This is a genomic window from Enterococcus sp. 12C11_DIV0727, assembly GCF_002148425.2.
GTDB classification, from domain to species: Bacteria; Bacillota; Bacilli; order Lactobacillales; family Enterococcaceae; genus Enterococcus_L; species Enterococcus_L lemimoniae.
The window spans coordinates 64446-81847 of sequence record NZ_CP147248.1; the positions used below are offsets into that span (position 1 = coordinate 64446).

The window sequence follows — 17402 nt, forward strand, 5'->3', positions numbered from 1 at the left end:
TCTATTATTATAGAGGCTATCCTAAAAAGGATTAGTAAAGGGGATGAATAAATGAAAAAATCCCGAGGTAAAAATCCCACATTTTTAATTCTTTCCCTGCTAGTTCCATGGAGATTTATAAATACATGGTACTATTTATTGGAAGGAACATTATTTATTTCTAGATACTATGTAAATGAAAAAAGTCGGACTTTCAAAAAAGAACTTTTGGAAATTGATGTAGAAAATATAGATAAAATTGGTTTCAGTGGTGATTTTGGGAATCAGCCTATCGAACCAATGATACAAGGTTATTATGGCAGCTATAAATCGTAAGAAATTATTTTTATTTTGAATGATGGAAAAAAATTAGCTTGGAATGTAAGATTTTATACAAAAAAGCAATTGGCTGAATTATTTACGTCAATTAAAGAAGATATTATTTTTGGAAGTAGACTACGAAACGTATTAAAACTATGAATTTTTTCAAAAAGGATCGTTCGTAAAATGAAAGAAAATTCTCCGGCAGCAGCTGCGGATCTTCCAGGATAATTTTTCTAAAGGCGAACGGTAAAAATTCCTGAAGCTGAAAATAGTTCGGCTTCTCAAAAAGGATCGATAGCAGCATGTACGAGATCCAAAAATAATGATAAGGAGGGAAAATATGAGTAATGATAAAGAGACAAAACCATTAATAACTAATTTTTACAACAGTTTTAAAGATGGACAAGGAAAGAATTACTTGGAATTAAAAGATGTTTTATTGAAGGTGTATAAAAAATTTGATACGGCGATAAACGAGGAAGCTTTAATAGCTAGACTAACTATTTTATTTTAAAACTCTCACTAAAAAATGGAAATTTACTACAGAACAAAATCAGATCATAAATGAACTAAGCGACATAGCTAAATTTGCTAGTGTAAATAACGATTATAGAGGTGATTTAGGAAGCTTGTCTCAATTTGACTAAAATTGAAAACTTTTCAAAAAGGATTATTAGTGGAGGTTATATGAAAAGGATCATTGAATATATAAGAGGAAAATTGTTAAATAACCCTGAAAAAAGAGAAACAATAGATATTTACAATTTATCTATAACTAGTGCTAATGATAATATTACTAAAAAAGATTTAAACTTGATAAGTTTCTTTTTAAAATTTACTCCATCGGAAAATAAACTATTTAGTGTTATTAAAAAATGGAATGATGATACTTTTGTTAATATATCCTGCGAGAGTAATAATCAAAACTGGATTTCATGTACCCAAAAAATGCTGACTGTTGATGAAATACTTAAGGGTACCCCTGAAGATTATCTTGAAGATTTTTTTTGGTTGATTGAAGTAGAAAAAATATATGATATAGATAATATCATGAATCACGTTATTGATTTTATAAACAGTAATAAAAAAGAATATCAGAGTATTTGTTCAAAAAAAAGTCGTATCTATTTTTCTAGATACAGTGACGTTAATAGCTATACTGTGGTATGGGGACAAGAAAACTATCTTAATTGTATTGTATCTGATGTCGGTTAGTATACAACACTTTTTTATTATTAAAAACAATTGATTCCGATTGAATCAAACTTTCTAGAAAGTGAAAAGGAGTATCAAAAATGACTAGACCGAATAAAGACCGTGAACGTATTTTAAAAGAATTGTAAGATTTCTACACAAAGAATGAAGACAACTATGGATTTGGAAGAATTAATTTGTATACAATTCAATCAATTTCAATTCAAATGAAAGAAGATCCAACTATTAAAAATCTAGCAAGTTATGTCCCTGTTGTTCAAATGCCTTATGGTGATGAATTAATTATTCTTTGTTTTAGTGTACCAATATGTAAAAATAGAACAGTAGATCAATCTAAAGAAGCTGCAAGATTTGTTGTTGATAGAGTCGTCGAGTTGATTAGGATTAGAAACATTACTAGATTAGAGGAAAACGAGTATGTCGTTAGGAACTTTACCGAAAATCAAAGTAGTTCTTTCAATCCATATAAAGTACTATCAAAATTAGCAGTTGAAGATCCTAGTAAATTAGAAACAGTTGTGAAGGAATTAGAAGACCTTCCTAAAATCATCAGTAACAAAAGGAGTCAATATGGAAGTTATAATTGATAGACAGAGTGTATGTATGGGTGATGACATTACAAGTCACAAAACCAAAATTCAAGTAAGCGAAGATATTAGATTTCTAGAACTCTTTAAAGAGTTAATAACAAAAAATTATTTCCCACATATTCAAGGAAATGATGTCGTATGGGTTTTAAGGTTTGCTGGTAAAGATAGGATTGTTTGGAAAACAAAGAAAAATAAATTTTATGAATACAATAAGTCGTGTTGTTCGATAAGTAAGAATGGAAAAAAGATTCCAAAGGTTACTTTTATTTATTATTCAGCAGTTAAAGAGTGGACAGAAAGACAGGAAGACTATCTGGAGAATAAGATAGTAAAAAATTGGTTTGATATGTTGAAGAATTTTTCTAAATAGCTGTTTATGGAATACTGAAAGCATTCCTAAAAAGGATGAGAAAGAAGTGTGAAGAAAGATGAAAAAATTTATTTGTTTTGTTTTAGTTTCAGTTACATTATTAGCGAGCTGTGCTAGCAATAAATCAACCGGGTCTGTAGATTCTACTAAGCATTCGGTCACTAATATTAGCACTTATAAAAAAGAAGAGACCTCATTATCCAGTTCGATAAAAACAGAATCAATAGAAACTACTCAAAGTTCACAAGCAACTCCAAATTCTGAGGAAGCCAAGTACCCTAAAATTACAAAGACGTTGCTTAATGGAAAATCTTGGTATGAAGGAAATTCTACTGGTGTAGAAAACCAACCAAGACAAGGTTTTACTGAAGATAAGCTTCATGATCTTTTCGGTAATGAATTGGAATATGAAATTATTTCTGATGATAATGAACAAACATCTAGGGTTCTTGATTCTAGAAAAAATGAACTTGTCGATATTAAACTTCAAACAAAAATTAAAGTGAATAAACCAACCGTTGATGGTACCTATAGAGACGTATTCTACTATTTATATTATAAATATGACGGATCATTGATGATTGTACTAGAAGGAACTCCGGCAAAAGAGAGCGATTTGACAAGTTATCCTTTGGAAGAAATAAATATTTGGGGAAATTAGAGTGAATGAACAAACGGAATTTTTCACAGGTGACAGCTATAATATACTCAAACCGTTATCAAAAACTATCAGTAAGGAGTTAATAGGCCTGTAAAAAACGATTCAAACAAAAATAGGTATTTGTATATCTTAGAACTTGAAAATAATTGTTTTTATGTTGGGCAAATGTTTAGTTCAATAAAAAAAGATTAACAAAACATTTTAATGGGAAAGGTTCAGCATGGATAAAGAGGGATCTGCCAATAAGATTAGTAGATTTGGTCTATCTAGGAAATTTTACTTACACAGAAGGTGAATGCATGGAAAACAAATATGTATTTAAGTATATGAAGGAATATGGATGAGACAAAGTTAGAGAGGTATACACTTCACATTGAGTGATAGCAATGGGCATTGGATCACTATCAAAAAACACAAGAAGAAAAATGTTGTACGCGGGATTAAGGATGCAATTATTCCAGATAGGGCTCAAGACTAATGTTGTAAAAAGGATCGATAGCAGTATAGATTTGATAAAGAATGATTGAATGGAGAATATACACATGAGGAATGTCATCATTGTAGAATATATACATGAATTTAAGGTATTTAATTTTATCAAAAGCAATAATCCTATCCTTTGTTTATCTGTATACAGAATACGGGTTAAATCTTAAACCACCCCAAAAAAAGTAAGAAGTAAGTGTGAAGAATGATTAATAACATGATAAGAGCTATACTCCAAAAAAGATCGATAAATAATTGAAATGGAGCAAGATAAATTAATTTTTCAAACATTCAGCAAAAAAATATATTAGAATTAAATTTTTATGGGATGTAACGGATAAGACAATTGACAATCTAGAATCTAGTTTTCAAGATTTGTTTTCCCAGTCGGAAGACTATGAATTGAAAACATTTGAAAGACAGTCCTTTGAAGAACAGAATACTAAAACGATATTAGTGAAAATACCTGCGACTATTCAAAAAATTAATCATAAGCTATCCTTCTACAGAGCAGTGTTACAAGAAGAACTAGATAGTGAAAATCTAAAGAGGGTCGGGACTATTCGCTATTACGTGGATATAAATCGTATTTTCTATATACAACTTATCTTTGAAATGAGTTAAAGACTTTGTACCAAAAGAATTTAAAAGAAGAATTTTGATGAGACAATATGTAGAGGATGCTTTTACAGATAAAATTTTTTCAGGAAATTCTGCTGCTATATGCATATTAGATACTTGGATTGAGAAACTTTAATGTTGAAAATTGGAAAAGAAAATAATTTGTCTGAAACTGTTTTTTCAGTAAAAAAAGGTTTTTGAAGAAGGAGCGTAATCAGTATTTTAAAAGAGGATGTTTGATAAATTAATCTTAATTTAATGAAAAGGAAAAGTGACTATGTCAAACGGAAGAAAAAAGAAACTACCTGCAATGAGCTAGTCGTTGTTAGGGCAACAAATGCGATGAGATTTTCAGAGATTCCAGCTTTTTTGGGAGCGCTATTGAAAGCTGAATACTTATTCCATGCTATTTTCTATGGATGAAATAGACTTAATTGCCTCTTGTTTAAAAGCAAATCCTTGAGGATCAGTTTGTATTTTCAATTTAGAAGCAAAGCATGTGTTCCTATTTAAAGAAATATTCACTCAAGTTAAAGGGACTAAATTACAAACAAAAGATTATTATGTACAGTATGAAGAAATGAGACAAAAAAATAATTCAATACTGTTTGAATTTAAGCGGTTAACAAAAAAAGAACTAACGATTTACTAATTTGCTTCTCAAAAGAAAAGTTCTGTCTAAAGAGCTTTTCTTTTTATTTGCTGGCGATACTAAAAAATTAATTTTGGGGTGTGTTTCTTGGGAGAATTAAAGATGATTGTTTATTAACTGACAAATTAAACACTCTATATGAGAATGCTAAAATCAAACTATACTGCCACTACAGCTTAAAAAAATGAATATATTTTTATTATATACAGAAAAAATTAAGACAAATTCTTCCCTTTCTCAATTTTTCTCTGGTGCAAGAAAGAGATAAGTTATTTAAGTTTACTTAAATGAATAATTAAAAATCAGTTGAATCTATCAATCAAAGTTTTTTAATCTATTGATCCAATTTATTAAAAATACAATACTTATTATTTGCTAATGATTTCAATTTGAATTAAATTAAACATAATAAGTAATTTTGATTGTTAAGTTTAAAATGTTTCACAGTCAGTTTAGAATAATATAATTTAAGGAGGCAGTCATGAGAAAATTTACTCATTCTATAATTGCATTAGTAGGGACAGTGATTTTATTATTAGTAGCAATAATACCTAGTTCACTTATAATTGTGGGAAATCGAAGTCAATATGAAGTCAATGCAGAAAGTTCCGTGAGCACAGTTGATTTAGCCAATATTAACATTTTAAAAGAGACGCAACTTTTTTCTAAAAATGGCACATCTGTGAGTGATGGTGTTAAATTGGAAAAAAAAGAAGATTCTACATATGATTTGGATTTACTGTTTAAAGGAACTGCAGTAGCAGATGTTGGGTTGGTGTCACCTAAAATAATTGTTTTTACCATACCAGAAGAACTGAAAAGCAAGATTGTTGGACCGATCAAGATCAACATCAATGCTAAATTAATGCCAATCGTGCCTGGTGATGTTCCAGGTGTGAAAGACTTGGTTTTAAATGTTGGAGGGTTAGTTACTAAATTACTTGGATTGGCAAAACCTTTAGGCTTACAACTAGATTCATTAGAAAAAGCATTTGAAGGACTTAATTCTCTTCAAGATTTAGGGAGTTATCATGCTACTGTTGAAGGGAAATTATCACCAGATGGTAATTATGTTATGGTAGATTTTACAGATGGACTAGGAGAATATGTTCGTGCAGCATATGCCAATTTATTTAATCCGTTGAAGGAGGCTGTGGATGGATTAAAATTTACTGGACTACTAGCTATTTTAAATCCAACTCTTGATTTGTTAAAACCTGCTGTTAATGATTTGTTAGAGCTTGTTGGAAAAATTGCTGATGGTACATCAGATGTATTAACAAATGCGTTGCAAGCCAATGTACTTGGAAATGTTGATGTTGATTTTTCTACAACAGTCTTTGATGTAACCGCTGAAAAAGCGCAAGTAACAGTAATGGCAGTCAATGATCCAGTGATTGATTTAGAATTATTAAATACAATTTATGCGAATGGAGATTCTATCAATCTTTATTTTGACAAAGCGGTAGAAAATCCGTTGGCGAATTACCCAGTTATAAGCCCGATTGTTGAAGATATCATAGAAGGTATGACAGACGTTAAAGGGCGTGTGGCTCTTTCACAACCTATACCAGAAGGAACAACATTCAATGCCAAGGTTGAATTACCAGATGGAAGTATACTAACGAATAATATTAATGAGGATGGTTCTTTTGCAGTTCCTTTTGGTAAGTATCAGCCTCAAGGAAACGACCAATTAAAAATAGTAATCGAATCTCAAGTTGGAAGTTATTCTAAAGTTAGTGAACCTACAATTAAACAAGTCATTGCTGATCCCTTTCTTAAATATCCCATTGCAAAACCAATTGTTGAAGATATTCTTGAAGAGGCCACAAGCCTTAAAGGTAGTGTAACGCTCACTGAACCATTGCCGGATGGTGTAACATTTAAAGTGAAAGTTCAGTTGCCAGATGGAGCCTATCTGACTGGAACAATCAGCCAAAGCGGAACCTTTGTAATTTTATTTGATAAATACCAACCAATAGGAAATGATCAATTAAAAATAACAATCGAAGCAAGTGATGGGAAGCGAACGAAAAGTAGTGAACCTGAAATCAAGCAAGTGGTTGTCAATCCGCTAAACAATTATCAAGTGCCAAAACCGCAGTTTGAAACGGTAAATGAAGGAAGTAAGGCTATTACAGGAACTATTCCATTAGTGAATGTTCCAGTAGGGACTAATTTGTTTATGCAAGTTCGATTTCCTGACGGGTCTGTAAGAAAAGTAGCACTTGAAAAGGATGGAACTTTTTCGATTCCTATAGTAGATAAAAACTTAAAAGAAGGCAATCCTCTAAGGTTAGTAACTATTGCAGAGCATACACAATCTTTGAAAGGCAAAGAAAGTGACAATGTAGTTTTTGCAGTTGGTAGAATTCCATCTTTAGAAGGGTACATCGTTCCAACTCCTGTTGTATCCCCAATTTTCGTTGGCGATACAATGATCAAAGGATCTGTGAAGATTACTTCTCCTCCAGAGGGGACTCAATTTAAAGTTAGAGTGAGATTCCCTGGAAGTATTTACGAAGAAACACTTGTGAATGCAGATGGGACCTTCTCACTGGATATTTCCGGTCGACAATTAGCAGCAGGAACTTCGATCACACTTAATACAGCGGCAACACTTGGCACTGAGGCAGCAGCTAGCGGTCGAGTTATTGTTTCTGTCGGTGCCAAATAAATAGAAGATTTACCAAAAAAGAGAGGGTGCATAAAATGAAGAGTTCAAAATTCGTTACGACTAGCTCTACTGCTTTATTATTGTCAGTTATGTTAGGGACATTATTTTTAGGACAATCTGCTTCTGCTGCTGATATAAATAAGGCAACCGATTTAGATGTCACATTTACGCCAGGTGCTTTAACTTTAGAGGCTGTCTCTTCAATCAGCTACGCATCACAAACAATTTCAGTAAATGATGCATCATACATTCCAACAAACCCTAGTGCGATTAATGTTGTTGTTTCAGATGCTAGAGGAACCAATGCTGGTTGGAAGTTGAGTGGCAAACTGAATGGTTTTAAAGATAATGCGGCCACAGCCTCTTTGCCAAATGCAAGTTTGAATTTTAAAAATACACAGGCAGGAACAAATAGTGATGCTGAAGCACCAACACCCGTTAATACAGTTAAATTAACGAGTGGAGCAGCAACTGCATCTCCGTTTGCAACAGCTGCAGTAGGTGCTGGGGCAGGGACTTGGACTTTTACTTGGCCTGATAGCGAAAACAAAGGAGTTACGCTCAATGTACCTGCTGCAATGGCAACACTTGGCAAGCATACTTCTACAATTGACTGGACATTAGCTGATGCACCATAGAAATAAAGTATGATCTATAGAGAGTGGGATGAGAACTATTTTTATTCCACTCTTTTTTTCTGATTAACTAAAAGGAGTGATTTAGATGAATAGGTGTTCTAGATCAATAACGATTAAGTTATTCTGGTTATTTGGTCTTATTTTTTTATTTGGTTTGTTGCAGACTTTAAACGCTTCAGCACAAGACAAAAATAATGAAACGAATAGTTTTTATGTGCAAGCAGTTATACCGGAGAATCAAGTTGACATCAATAAATCCTATTTTGATTTGAAAATGCAGCCAGAAGAAGAACAAGAATTACAGGTTAAGTTGGTCAATCCAGAAGCAGAACCAATCACTGTTTCTGTAAATGCGATAAATGCGTCGACGACAGAAGAAGGAATGATCGATTATACGGTCAAAGGCATCAAAGACAAAACACTAAATTATCCTTTTGAATCATTGATCAAGGTTCTTAAAACAACGATTTCATTACAGCCGTATGAAACAAAAATTGCTCGTTTTCATTTGAAAATGCCGAAAGAACAATATGACGGTGTGATAGTAGGAGGATTACGTTTTACCAAAAATCTACCTGAAAATGAAGTAAAGAACAAAGAGGTGACTATTCAGCAGCGATTTCATTATGTAGTAGGTGTGGTCTTGAATGAAACCGAGACCACAATAGTGTCAGATTATGAGATGGATGCAGTCAAAGTAGCAAAATCTAAACAGGGGAAGAAAATGTCTGTCATCCATTCGATTCGGAATAAAAATGCTGCTATTTCAAAGGAAATAGAGCTTAAAATGATCATCCGAAAAAAAGGAGACAAGGCTCCCTTGATCGAATTAGAGAAAGAACATCTGGAAATGGCACCTAATTCGGTCATGGATTTTCCTGTACTGATAAAGAGACAGTTGCAGAGTGGAAAGTATACTAGCCATACTCAGATTTTACAAGATGGTAAAAAATGGATATTTGAAAATGAATTTAATATCACAAAAGATCAAGCAAAGCTCGTCAATAAGGAGATTGAAGACAATAAAGTCAAGAATAAAGTACCTTCTTGGCTGATTGTAGTGGTCATTATATTGACAGTACTTGTATTGATTCAATTCTATATTTTGTGGCTAAAAAGGAGCTTAAATGTGAAGCATTTGGATGATGAAAATAAAATTTAGTCAAACATCTTTTCATAAAAGTCTGTGACTATAATTATATGGATTAAAATCGGAATAATAAAAACGTAGAGGATTAGAATATGTTTATTTAAATTTATTATCATATATGAAGTTGTTTAATCTGACGAGCCGTAAGGAGTGTAACGTCATCGGTTTTAACTTCAGAATATTGTTTCACCCACCGAGCGACAGAAAACAGGACGATACCATATTCATTGGCTAATGCATTTTATGATTTTCCATCTTCCTAAAGTGTTACGTTTGTCTAGCATAAATAGTGTCTACTTTAATTAGAATACATGTAAAATCCAACAAGATGGAATGGCAATAATTTTTGTCAAAAAAATTATTGCCATTCCAATTTGTTCTGAGAGGTCTCTTATTCTTTTAATTTTGTCTATTTTCAAAACTTAAAAAGTTGTTCCCCTTTACAAAATGAACATACGTTCGTATAATTGATTGTGAAATAGAATAAGGAGAGGATTGAGATGATATTTGATTATGAAAAAGAACCTAGAAGAGTGCTTTTTTGTATTGATGTAAAATCTTTTTATGCATCAGTCGAATGTGTAGCTAGAGGATATGACCCGCTAGAAAAAATGCTAGTTGTAATGAGTCATGCTGAAAATACTGGCGGTCTTGTTCTGGCGTCTTCTCCAAAAGCAAAAGAAGTGCTGGGAATCACTAATGTAACAAGAAAATACGATGTGCCTAATCATCCAGATTTAATGATCGTACCACCGCGGATGAATGAGTATATCAAAGAAAACATGAAAATCAATGAGCTCTACAAAGAGTATGTTGCCAATGAAGATTTGCATATTTATTCGATCGATGAATCCTTTTTAGATGTAAGTGCTAGTTGGAAATTGTTCGGTCAAACACCAAAAGCTATGGCTAAAATCATCCAGAAACGGATAAAAAAAGAGACAGGATTAGCAATCACAGTTGGTATTGGCGATAATCCTTTACTAGCTAAATTAGCGATGGACATCGAAGCGAAGCGCAACAAAGAACGGTTAGCTGAATGGCACTATGAAGACGTTCCTGAAAACGTCTGGCGTATTGAATCAATGACGGATATGTGGGGGATTGGTCACCGTTTAGCCAAGCGTTTAAACAATTTAGGCATTCGATCTGTGTATGATTTGGCTCATGCAGATGTAAACAGTCTCAAAAGGAATTTGGGGGTTATTGGCGAACAGTTATATGCCCATGCCCATGGTATCGACCGAAGTCGTTTGTCCGAAAAATACATACCAGAAGAACGTTCCTATAACAATTCTCAGATTTTGATGCGCGATTATATGAGACAAGATGAGATCGAAGTTGTGATTAGAGAGATGGCGGAACAAGTAGCAGCGCGTCTTAGAAAAGCCCATTGTCAGACTGAATGTGTTCATTTATCTGTGGGCTTTTCAAAATCAGCTTTGTCGGGTGGATCAGGTTTTTCAAGACAAATGAAAGTACCTTTAACAAACAGCAGCAGGCTACTGATTGAATACTGTTTAACTATTTTTAGACAACATTGGCATGGAGAAGAAGTACGACATATTGGAATTACCTATTCCAAACTGAACTATAATACTTATATTCAATTAGATTTATTTCATGAGCCTGATGAGCAACTAAAAGAACGAAAACTAGACCAGTTGATTGACGAAATTCGACAGCGCTTTGGCTATGTTTCATTGGTTCATGCAAGTTCAATTTCCTCTGGCGGTACAGCAATTTCCAGAGCATCACTAGTTGGCGGGCACGCAGGAGGAATGGAGGGCTTACAATGAGCAAGGAACGAGATTATTATTTTGAACAATATCAAGATCGGAAAATGAAAAAATGGGCAGGTTTCTATTTATCTGAACATACAGCACTCATTGAACGAGAAAAAAAAAGACAGCCAGCCGAAAAGAAACGACAAATGAGTTGGTCAGACATCGATGAAGTGTTAGCGCAGGCCTTTCAAAATCAGGTTGAAGTGACGATTCAAAAAGAAGAACTAGACTCTGAAGGGAATTATGGAGCAGATATCATTGGCCTGATTCAAGGTCATGACGAATTGGGCCTCTATGTAGGCGGACATAAGATCGGCTACGATGAAATACGTCATGTCCAGTTATATTAAAGAAAACCCTCTAACTTTAGATAAGGTGCTAAAGTTAGAGGATTTTCAGTTTTAATGGTTAGTGACAAAAAAGAATTCAACTAATGCGTATAGAACCATCATTAGTGTAATCAGACCACACACGATCATATGACGACGTTTATGCATCATTACGATTGCAATAAATTCTCTTAAAAAGGCATTAGGTAGAAAATAGAAAGCTGTTCGAGCCCCAATCCCATCTGCCTTCAGATTGGCCATTTTGGCAAATAGTCCGGCACGAAATAGATGGAAATTGTTCGTTGTGAAAATCGCTTGAAAACCAGTTCCCCCAAAATCTTGCTCCATGATTTCTTTTGAAAAGCGCATGTTTTCCAAGGTGTTTTTAGAATTGGTTTCAACTAAAATAGCTTCTTCTGGAATCCCTTTTTCAATGGCATATTGTTTCATCGCAATACTTTCAGCGATATGCTCATCGTCACCTTTACCACCAGACATCAAAATTTTGGGTGGATTCAAAGTAGCATTGGACTGGGCTTGGTAAAATTGAATCGCTTTTTCGATTCGTTTGCCTAAAAGTGGTGGTACTGTTTTGCCATCAATCAAACCTGAACCTAAAACAATAATGAAATCCTGCTCATATTTTGGCTGATTAAATTGATAAATAATCGAAATCGTTAAAAAATTATAGAAAACGATTGAAAAATAAAACATGATGAAGGGTAAGATCCCAAATAATAGTGAAGCCCACTGCGGCAAAATTCGCGCTGAATAATAATTGAAAATCAGAAAAACGGTCAAGCCGATAGCTAAAAGCAAGGTCAATAAATTCGCTAATGAATGGCCTTCTTTACGCATAACGACAATCGCATTCCAATATAAGAAAGCGAGTAAAGCATAAAGTCCAATCAATAGCAGTAACAACAAAACGACACCTGTGATCCCTGCTAAAATAATCAATAGTGGGTTCAGTGTTCTAACAAGCAAAACCCCCAAATAGGTCATCCCGACAACTAAAAACAAATTAAAGAATAACCCATTGATTAATCTACGTTTTTCCTTGAAATAACAGAACAGGAAGAATAATAAAAAGCTTAATGGAATCAAAAAATAATAAGTATGAAGTTGTATTTCTAAAAAAATGACATAAACAATAAAACAAAGTGAAAACCAAAGCAACTCAAAAAATTTCCAATTTTGGTTTACCTTTTTTTTCCGCCATTTCGGAATAATAAAAACGCCAATAAGATAAATAAGCCCAATGATAATACTAAAATAATTCCCCATAGATAGAACTCCTTCAATAAATGATTTCACATTAGTATAACGAAAAATAAGCGAAAAAAAAACTACAAACCTTAAGTTAATGTAAATATCTTATGATATAAGTGAATAAGTCCGACTTAGAATGAAAAAATAGAAGAGGTTGGGACAGGAGTGTTTAACCCCGAGAAATAAGAAGGGGTTGCTTCTGCTCCCACCGTTTATTCATATTTAGGGTGTTAAACAAAAGTGCTTTTTACTTTTGTCCCACATCACTCCATTTCAGACTTATTCAGAAAAACGAACTGGAAAGGTGATAAAAAAGCTAGTTCCTTGGCCTTCTTCTGATACTAATGAAAGATGCCATTCATATTTTGCAACAATCGAGGTAACGGCGAAAAGACCAAGACCAGTCCCTTCATCAGCAGATTTTGTTGTAAAGAAAGGTTCAAATATTTTTTCTTGTAATTCTGTGGGAATCCCTGGACCGTTATCAGAAATTTCCAAGGTAACAAAACGATTCAGCTGATTCATCTGATAACTTGTCTTTTTCAGCTGTTCAGTTAATTCTTTTGAAGCAGGTGAAACAGTTACGTGAATTTCTTGCTGTTTTGTTATATTCTCTTTAGTCGCTTGATAGGCATTGGTAATCAAATTGTAGATCAAATTCTGTAAATCGGTTTCTTCCAATTTTGTCGTCCCTAGATTTTCTTGGATAGACAGAGTCAATTGTACTTTTTTAGGGATGATTTCTCCAATCAAGTGAGTAGCAACCCCAATAGCCGCTGAAATATCGATCCATTCTTGAACGCTTTTTTGAGGTTTTGAAAAGCGTAGAACATTGGATGAAAGTTGTTTTCCCTTTTGAGCAGAATGAAGAATTTCCTCTAAATCTGCTTTTAATACAGGATCCTCTCCATGTTCTTCCAACAACAACTGAGTGTTGCCGATAATCGGTGTTAAGAAATTATTCATATCATGGACGATCGAAGTTGTCAGTAGACCGACTGTTTCCATCTTATTTCGTTGGTAAAGTTCTAATTCCAATTGATGCTGCATTTTTTGTTGTTTTTGTTTTTCGATCAGCTGCCGGTTTTCTGCTTCAATCGTTTCTTTTTTTCTAAAATTATGAATAAACAACGAGCAAATGATAATTAAAAGTAATAATAAAACTAAAAGGAAGGACAACACAATGACAAAATTAATAATATCATCATTTCGTTCATTATAATCAGCATTGATTGCAACGACCCAATGAGCGAGACCTACATCGATCCATTCAAAGGCACTGATTTTTAAGACCTCAGTCGGTGTATCTTCATCCCACCAATAAGATTTATAGGTTAATTTTCCTGAATCATGGCTTAGCTGATATTTTTCGAGACGTTTTAAATCAGAATAATCAAAATCAGGATACAATTTTTCTCGCCCATTAATAATATCTAAGCCAACCTGTTGGGCGACCGGATGCATCACAACTGTCATCGAGCGATCTTTGATCATGGGATACCCTTTGTAATCTAATTCAAAATCTTGTAAGAAGTTTTTATAAAATGCTTCTAGATTTAGCGGTAAAATCAAATAGCCATCAATAGTGCCAGCTGCGGTACGGATTTCTTGATAAAAATTGACATAGGCCTTTTTATCGATAAAATAGGAATCACCATTTTGTGCAGTGGGTTTATCAAGTAGCTGCTTTAGGGATAAATCATGGCTGATAAAGGGACGAATTGTTTGGATATCAGCGGTGGTTACCTGTTTCTCCTGAGCATTCCAATGAAAAGCATAGAGAGGAGTACCGTCAGGTTCGATGTAAAAAAGAGCATCGGTTTCATTGTTTAGTGACTCAAAAAAAGTGTTTAGAGAAGAGGCACTGTTTTTTAGATAAGTCGCCGGATCATTACTATTTTTTAAATTTCCATCGATCGCTAGATAATTAAGCGCTTGGTGGCGATTTTTCATGGACAGTTGGATCACTTTCCCAACATACTCTGTCGACTGAAGTAAAAAATCTTGACTACTAGCAGTCGTTGTTTTACGAATGATAGAAAATCCTTGAATTGCAAAGAAAACGGATACAACGATAAAAACAGTCATCGCTGCGATCATGATGTTTACAATTCTGTTTGTTCGTTTCATTGGTCTAGCTCCTTTTAAAAGTCTGTTCATATCATAACAAGTTCATGTTGAAATTTAAAGTTAATTCAGCTATTGTATAGATAATGTAAAAAAGAATAATGAGGTGTGCACGTTGCGGAATGAAAAAATTTTAGTGGTAGATGATGATCCAGCAATTCGTCGATTGATTTGGAAGTCGCTTCAGTCAACGGGATTATTAGTTTATCAAAGTGATACGATCGAAAAAACGTTGGATATCATGAACCGAGTAGAGTTTCAATTATTTCTTTTAGATGTCAGTTTAGAACATGAAAATGACGGATACCATTTAGCTCAATTGATCCGAGAACGTCAGCCTTTGACACCCATTATCTTCGTTAGTGGGAAAAAAAGCGAGCAAGATATCATCAGTGGTCTAGAGTCCGGAGGAGATGTCTACCTTTCTAAACCATTTGCGCCAGATGTATTACGAGCGCAAGTCGTCAGTACATTAAATCGAACAGAGCAGTTATTGACATTAAGCCAACATCGAGAAGAAACGATGTTGAGAGATGGCATCTTTTCATTCGATAAAAATCAGTATCAATTTAGCAAGAATGGTGAAATCGTGAACATGACGTCTAAAGAAATCATGATGATTTTATTTTTTATGGAAAATCCTTATCAAGTATTTAGTAAGGAACAAATTTATGCCAGTGTTTGGAGTGACGGTGACATGGATAAGAATCTGATCACGGTATATATCAACTACTTAAGAAATAAAATTGAAGATGACCCTAAAAAACCGAAATATCTGCAGACAGTATGGGGGATTGGCTATCTGTTTAATCCTGAAGGGAAAGAGGCAGGGAATAGCATTTAGTTAATCGTTAGTATAGTGATAAAAACAGGTGGTGATCAATCAATGGTCATCACCTGTTTTTGTATTATTTTATGTAAAACTCAAAATAGACCTTCTAAGCGACCAAAAAAGAAGCTTAACGCAACTAAATCGGCTGAACCACCAGGACTGAGATGTTCTTTGATCAGTTGTTGATCGAACAAAATCAAAGCGTCTTCTAGTTCTTTTTTAGAGCTATTTATGGAAAAAGTTTGTAAAAGTTCAGTCGCCTGTTTTTGGACATTTTGCCAAGCTGAAATACCGCCTCGATTAATTAAATTAGAATCTTCAATTGTTGCCATTAAATGTAGTAATAAGAGTAAGAATAAGGTCTGTTGTTCTCTGTTATGATGTTGTCTTAAAAATGGAAGAGCACTATTTTTAAGTGCAGGATAACCTAATTCTGCTTCACCGCGAATCCCCACAATACCATGTTCTAAATAAAGTTTTTCTCCATAGCTTAAGTGTTTTTTTTGAGCTAAACCGGCAAAATCTTTAGAAATCAAACCTTTTGTCATCTGTTTTATATAGTCAAAAATTGCTGCTGTGTCTTTTTCAGTAAAAGGCAGCTCAAGTTTTTGATCCTGAATTATTTTTCCTGTTGCGCTTAACAGTAAGGCAAAAGAAAAATTTGCGCCTTTGTGGGTATTGACACCCTTTGTTTTAGCTAACATGGCAGCTTCAGCCAATTGTCCAAGTGTACGAACTTTTTCAAACAAGGCAAAAGGTGTTCCCTCATGGTTGAATCCTAAATTAGCATACTCTGTTAAAAAGGGAGCCAGTGCAGTACTACTATCAATAAAAGTAAAATAATTCATGTCTGCATGTGCACCGCAACTTTTAGGATCGACTAAGCCAGGTTTAGGATAAAGGGCTGCTTCATATAGTAATGCTTCTAAAGCAAATTCACCGATTAAATTTAGCGTTTTATTTCTATTTAGTTGTTTCATTTAAATGTTTTTCCATTTCTTTGAGAATAAAGGTTTGCGAATAATCTAAATGTTCCTTAATCAGTTGTTTTAACTGTTCTTCCTCTTGGTTCAACATACACTTGTAAATCAACCAATGTTCATTCAGCGCTTTATCACGTCGATCTTTTGATCGTATTGAAATATCTCGAAAATAGACTAAGTATTCACGTAATTTCATGACGATCGATTTTAAGCGCAACATCTTGCTTTTTTCATAAATCAATTCATTAAAATCAGAAAATTTTTGTAAGACTTGATCGATTTCATTTGCTTCGTTTAACCGTTCAGTTTCTTCTAACAAGAATTTTAACTCTTCAAAATCTGCAGAAGTCATCTCCTTCATTGCTGTGATCGTAGCTAAAACATCCAATGATTTTCTAATAGCATAAATCTCATTGGCATCGTTAAGTGAAATCCCTCGAACGATGATGCCGACACCGCGAACATGATCAACCAGTCCTTCCTCAACTAATTTTTGAAGTGCATAGCGGATCGGTGTGCGACTGATATTCATTACTTCAGAAAACTCTTTTTCATTGATCCGTTGTCCAGCAGGGATTTCACCTAGAATGATTGTTTTTCTGAACGCTTTATACACAAGTTCTTTCAATGGTTCATTAAGACTTAAATCTAAATTTTTTCCAACTGCTTCTGATATTGTACTCATCTGATTACTCCTTTGCAGACT

At 33.8% G+C, this 17402-nt stretch carries 17 protein-coding genes; 13 read left to right on the forward strand and 4 right to left on the reverse strand.

What is annotated here, in order from left to right; all coding sequences use genetic code 11:
• Positions 1-51 precede the first annotated feature (51 nt).
• The 12 genes from A5866_RS00350 to A5866_RS00405 all read left to right on the forward strand — a co-directional run bounded on the left by A5866_RS00350 (position 52) and on the right by A5866_RS00405 (position 11503).
• A complete protein-coding gene (locus tag A5866_RS00350; RefSeq protein ID WP_086444705.1) occupies positions 52-315 on the forward strand; it encodes a hypothetical protein in 264 nt (87 codons plus the stop codon).
• Between the two features lie 328 nt (positions 316-643).
• A complete protein-coding gene (locus A5866_RS00355) occupies positions 644-817 on the forward strand; it encodes a bacteriocin immunity protein (protein WP_176332569.1) in 174 nt (57 codons plus the stop codon).
• A gap of 173 nt (positions 818-990) precedes the next feature.
• Positions 991-1518 carry a hypothetical protein gene (locus A5866_RS00360; RefSeq protein ID WP_339099737.1) on the forward strand — a complete coding sequence of 176 codons (528 nt, stop codon included), beginning with the start codon at positions 991-993 and terminating at the stop codon, positions 1516-1518.
• Positions 1519-1694: 176 nt separating this feature from the next.
• On the forward strand, positions 1695-2105 hold the full coding sequence (locus A5866_RS00365; RefSeq protein WP_339099738.1) for a hypothetical protein: 411 nt from the start codon (positions 1695-1697) through the stop codon (positions 2103-2105).
• A 16-nt stretch (positions 2106-2121) separates the two neighbouring features.
• A complete protein-coding gene (locus tag A5866_RS00370) occupies positions 2122-2478 on the forward strand; it encodes a hypothetical protein (protein ID WP_140335129.1) in 357 nt (118 codons plus the stop codon).
• Between the two features lie 58 nt (positions 2479-2536).
• A complete protein-coding gene (locus tag A5866_RS00375) occupies positions 2537-3139 on the forward strand; it encodes a hypothetical protein (RefSeq protein ID WP_086444700.1) in 603 nt (200 codons plus the stop codon).
• A gap of 888 nt (positions 3140-4027) precedes the next feature.
• Positions 4028-4249 (forward strand): hypothetical protein, encoded by a 222-nt coding sequence (locus A5866_RS00380; RefSeq protein ID WP_086444699.1) that lies wholly within the window; start codon positions 4028-4030, stop codon positions 4247-4249.
• A gap of 1130 nt (positions 4250-5379) precedes the next feature.
• Positions 5380-7578 carry an adhesive domain-containing protein gene (locus A5866_RS00385; RefSeq protein WP_086444697.1) on the forward strand — a complete coding sequence of 733 codons (2199 nt, stop codon included), beginning with the start codon at positions 5380-5382 and terminating at the stop codon, positions 7576-7578.
• A gap of 35 nt (positions 7579-7613) precedes the next feature.
• The gene (locus A5866_RS00390) at positions 7614-8216 is read left to right on the forward strand and encodes a WxL domain-containing protein (protein WP_086444696.1); all 603 of its coding nucleotides are present in this window, start codon (positions 7614-7616) and stop codon (positions 8214-8216) included.
• Between the two features lie 85 nt (positions 8217-8301).
• On the forward strand, positions 8302-9378 hold the full coding sequence (locus tag A5866_RS00395) for a DUF916 and DUF3324 domain-containing protein (RefSeq protein ID WP_086444695.1): 1077 nt from the start codon (positions 8302-8304) through the stop codon (positions 9376-9378).
• Positions 9379-9866: 488 nt separating this feature from the next.
• Positions 9867-11165, forward strand: a complete 1299-nt coding sequence (locus tag A5866_RS00400) for a Y-family DNA polymerase (protein ID WP_086444694.1) — start codon at positions 9867-9869, stop codon at positions 11163-11165.
• On the forward strand, positions 11162-11503 hold the full coding sequence (locus A5866_RS00405; RefSeq protein WP_086281335.1) for a hypothetical protein: 342 nt from the start codon (positions 11162-11164) through the stop codon (positions 11501-11503). The genes A5866_RS00400 and A5866_RS00405 overlap by 4 nt, the downstream gene beginning before the upstream one ends.
• 51 nt (positions 11504-11554) lie before the next feature.
• On the opposite strand, the gene A5866_RS00410 is transcribed toward A5866_RS00405, so the two are convergent.
• Positions 11555-12769 carry a YdcF family protein gene (locus A5866_RS00410; RefSeq protein ID WP_086444693.1) on the reverse strand — a complete coding sequence of 405 codons (1215 nt, stop codon included), beginning with the start codon at positions 12767-12769 and terminating at the stop codon, positions 11555-11557.
• Between the two features lie 264 nt (positions 12770-13033).
• Positions 13034-14884, reverse strand: a complete 1851-nt coding sequence (locus tag A5866_RS00415) for a sensor histidine kinase (RefSeq protein ID WP_086444692.1) — start codon at positions 14882-14884, stop codon at positions 13034-13036.
• A gap of 112 nt (positions 14885-14996) precedes the next feature.
• On the opposite strand from A5866_RS00415, the gene A5866_RS00420 reads away from it, so the two are divergent.
• Complete coding sequence (locus tag A5866_RS00420; protein ID WP_086444691.1) at positions 14997-15725, forward strand: response regulator transcription factor; 729 nt, start codon at positions 14997-14999, stop codon at positions 15723-15725.
• 80 nt (positions 15726-15805) lie between these two features.
• Here the strand turns inward: A5866_RS00420 and citG are convergent, their stop codons facing one another.
• Complete coding sequence (citG, locus tag A5866_RS00425) at positions 15806-16693, reverse strand: triphosphoribosyl-dephospho-CoA synthase CitG (RefSeq protein WP_086281344.1); 888 nt, start codon at positions 16691-16693, stop codon at positions 15806-15808.
• A complete protein-coding gene (locus tag A5866_RS00430; protein WP_086281347.1) occupies positions 16677-17381 on the reverse strand; it encodes a GntR family transcriptional regulator in 705 nt (234 codons plus the stop codon). The genes citG and A5866_RS00430 overlap by 17 nt, the downstream gene beginning before the upstream one ends.
• Between the last annotated feature and the right edge of the window lie 21 nt (positions 17382-17402).

Coding starts and splice junctions, on each gene's coding strand:
- A5866_RS00350 (WP_086444705.1), top strand. CDS start 52: ATGAAAAAATCCCGAGGTAAAAATCCCACATTTTTAATTCTTTCCCTG.
- A5866_RS00355 (WP_176332569.1), top strand. CDS start 644: ATGAGTAATGATAAAGAGACAAAACCATTAATAACTAATTTTTACAAC.
- A5866_RS00360 (WP_339099737.1), top strand. CDS start 991: ATGAAAAGGATCATTGAATATATAAGAGGAAAATTGTTAAATAACCCT.
- A5866_RS00370 (WP_140335129.1), top strand. CDS start 2,122: ATGGGTGATGACATTACAAGTCACAAAACCAAAATTCAAGTAAGCGAA.
- A5866_RS00375 (WP_086444700.1), top strand. CDS start 2,537: ATGAAAAAATTTATTTGTTTTGTTTTAGTTTCAGTTACATTATTAGCG.
- A5866_RS00385 (WP_086444697.1), top strand. CDS start 5,380: ATGAGAAAATTTACTCATTCTATAATTGCATTAGTAGGGACAGTGATT.
- A5866_RS00390 (WP_086444696.1), top strand. CDS start 7,614: ATGAAGAGTTCAAAATTCGTTACGACTAGCTCTACTGCTTTATTATTG.
- A5866_RS00395 (WP_086444695.1), top strand. CDS start 8,302: ATGAATAGGTGTTCTAGATCAATAACGATTAAGTTATTCTGGTTATTT.
- A5866_RS00400 (WP_086444694.1), top strand. CDS start 9,867: ATGATATTTGATTATGAAAAAGAACCTAGAAGAGTGCTTTTTTGTATT.
- A5866_RS00405 (WP_086281335.1), top strand. CDS start 11,162: ATGAGCAAGGAACGAGATTATTATTTTGAACAATATCAAGATCGGAAA.
- A5866_RS00410 (WP_086444693.1), bottom strand. CDS start 12,769: ATGGGGAATTATTTTAGTATTATCATTGGGCTTATTTATCTTATTGGC.
- A5866_RS00415 (WP_086444692.1), bottom strand. CDS start 14,884: ATGAAACGAACAAACAGAATTGTAAACATCATGATCGCAGCGATGACT.
- citG (WP_086281344.1), bottom strand. CDS start 16,693: ATGAAACAACTAAATAGAAATAAAACGCTAAATTTAATCGGTGAATTT.
- A5866_RS00430 (WP_086281347.1), bottom strand. CDS start 17,381: ATGAGTACAATATCAGAAGCAGTTGGAAAAAATTTAGATTTAAGTCTT.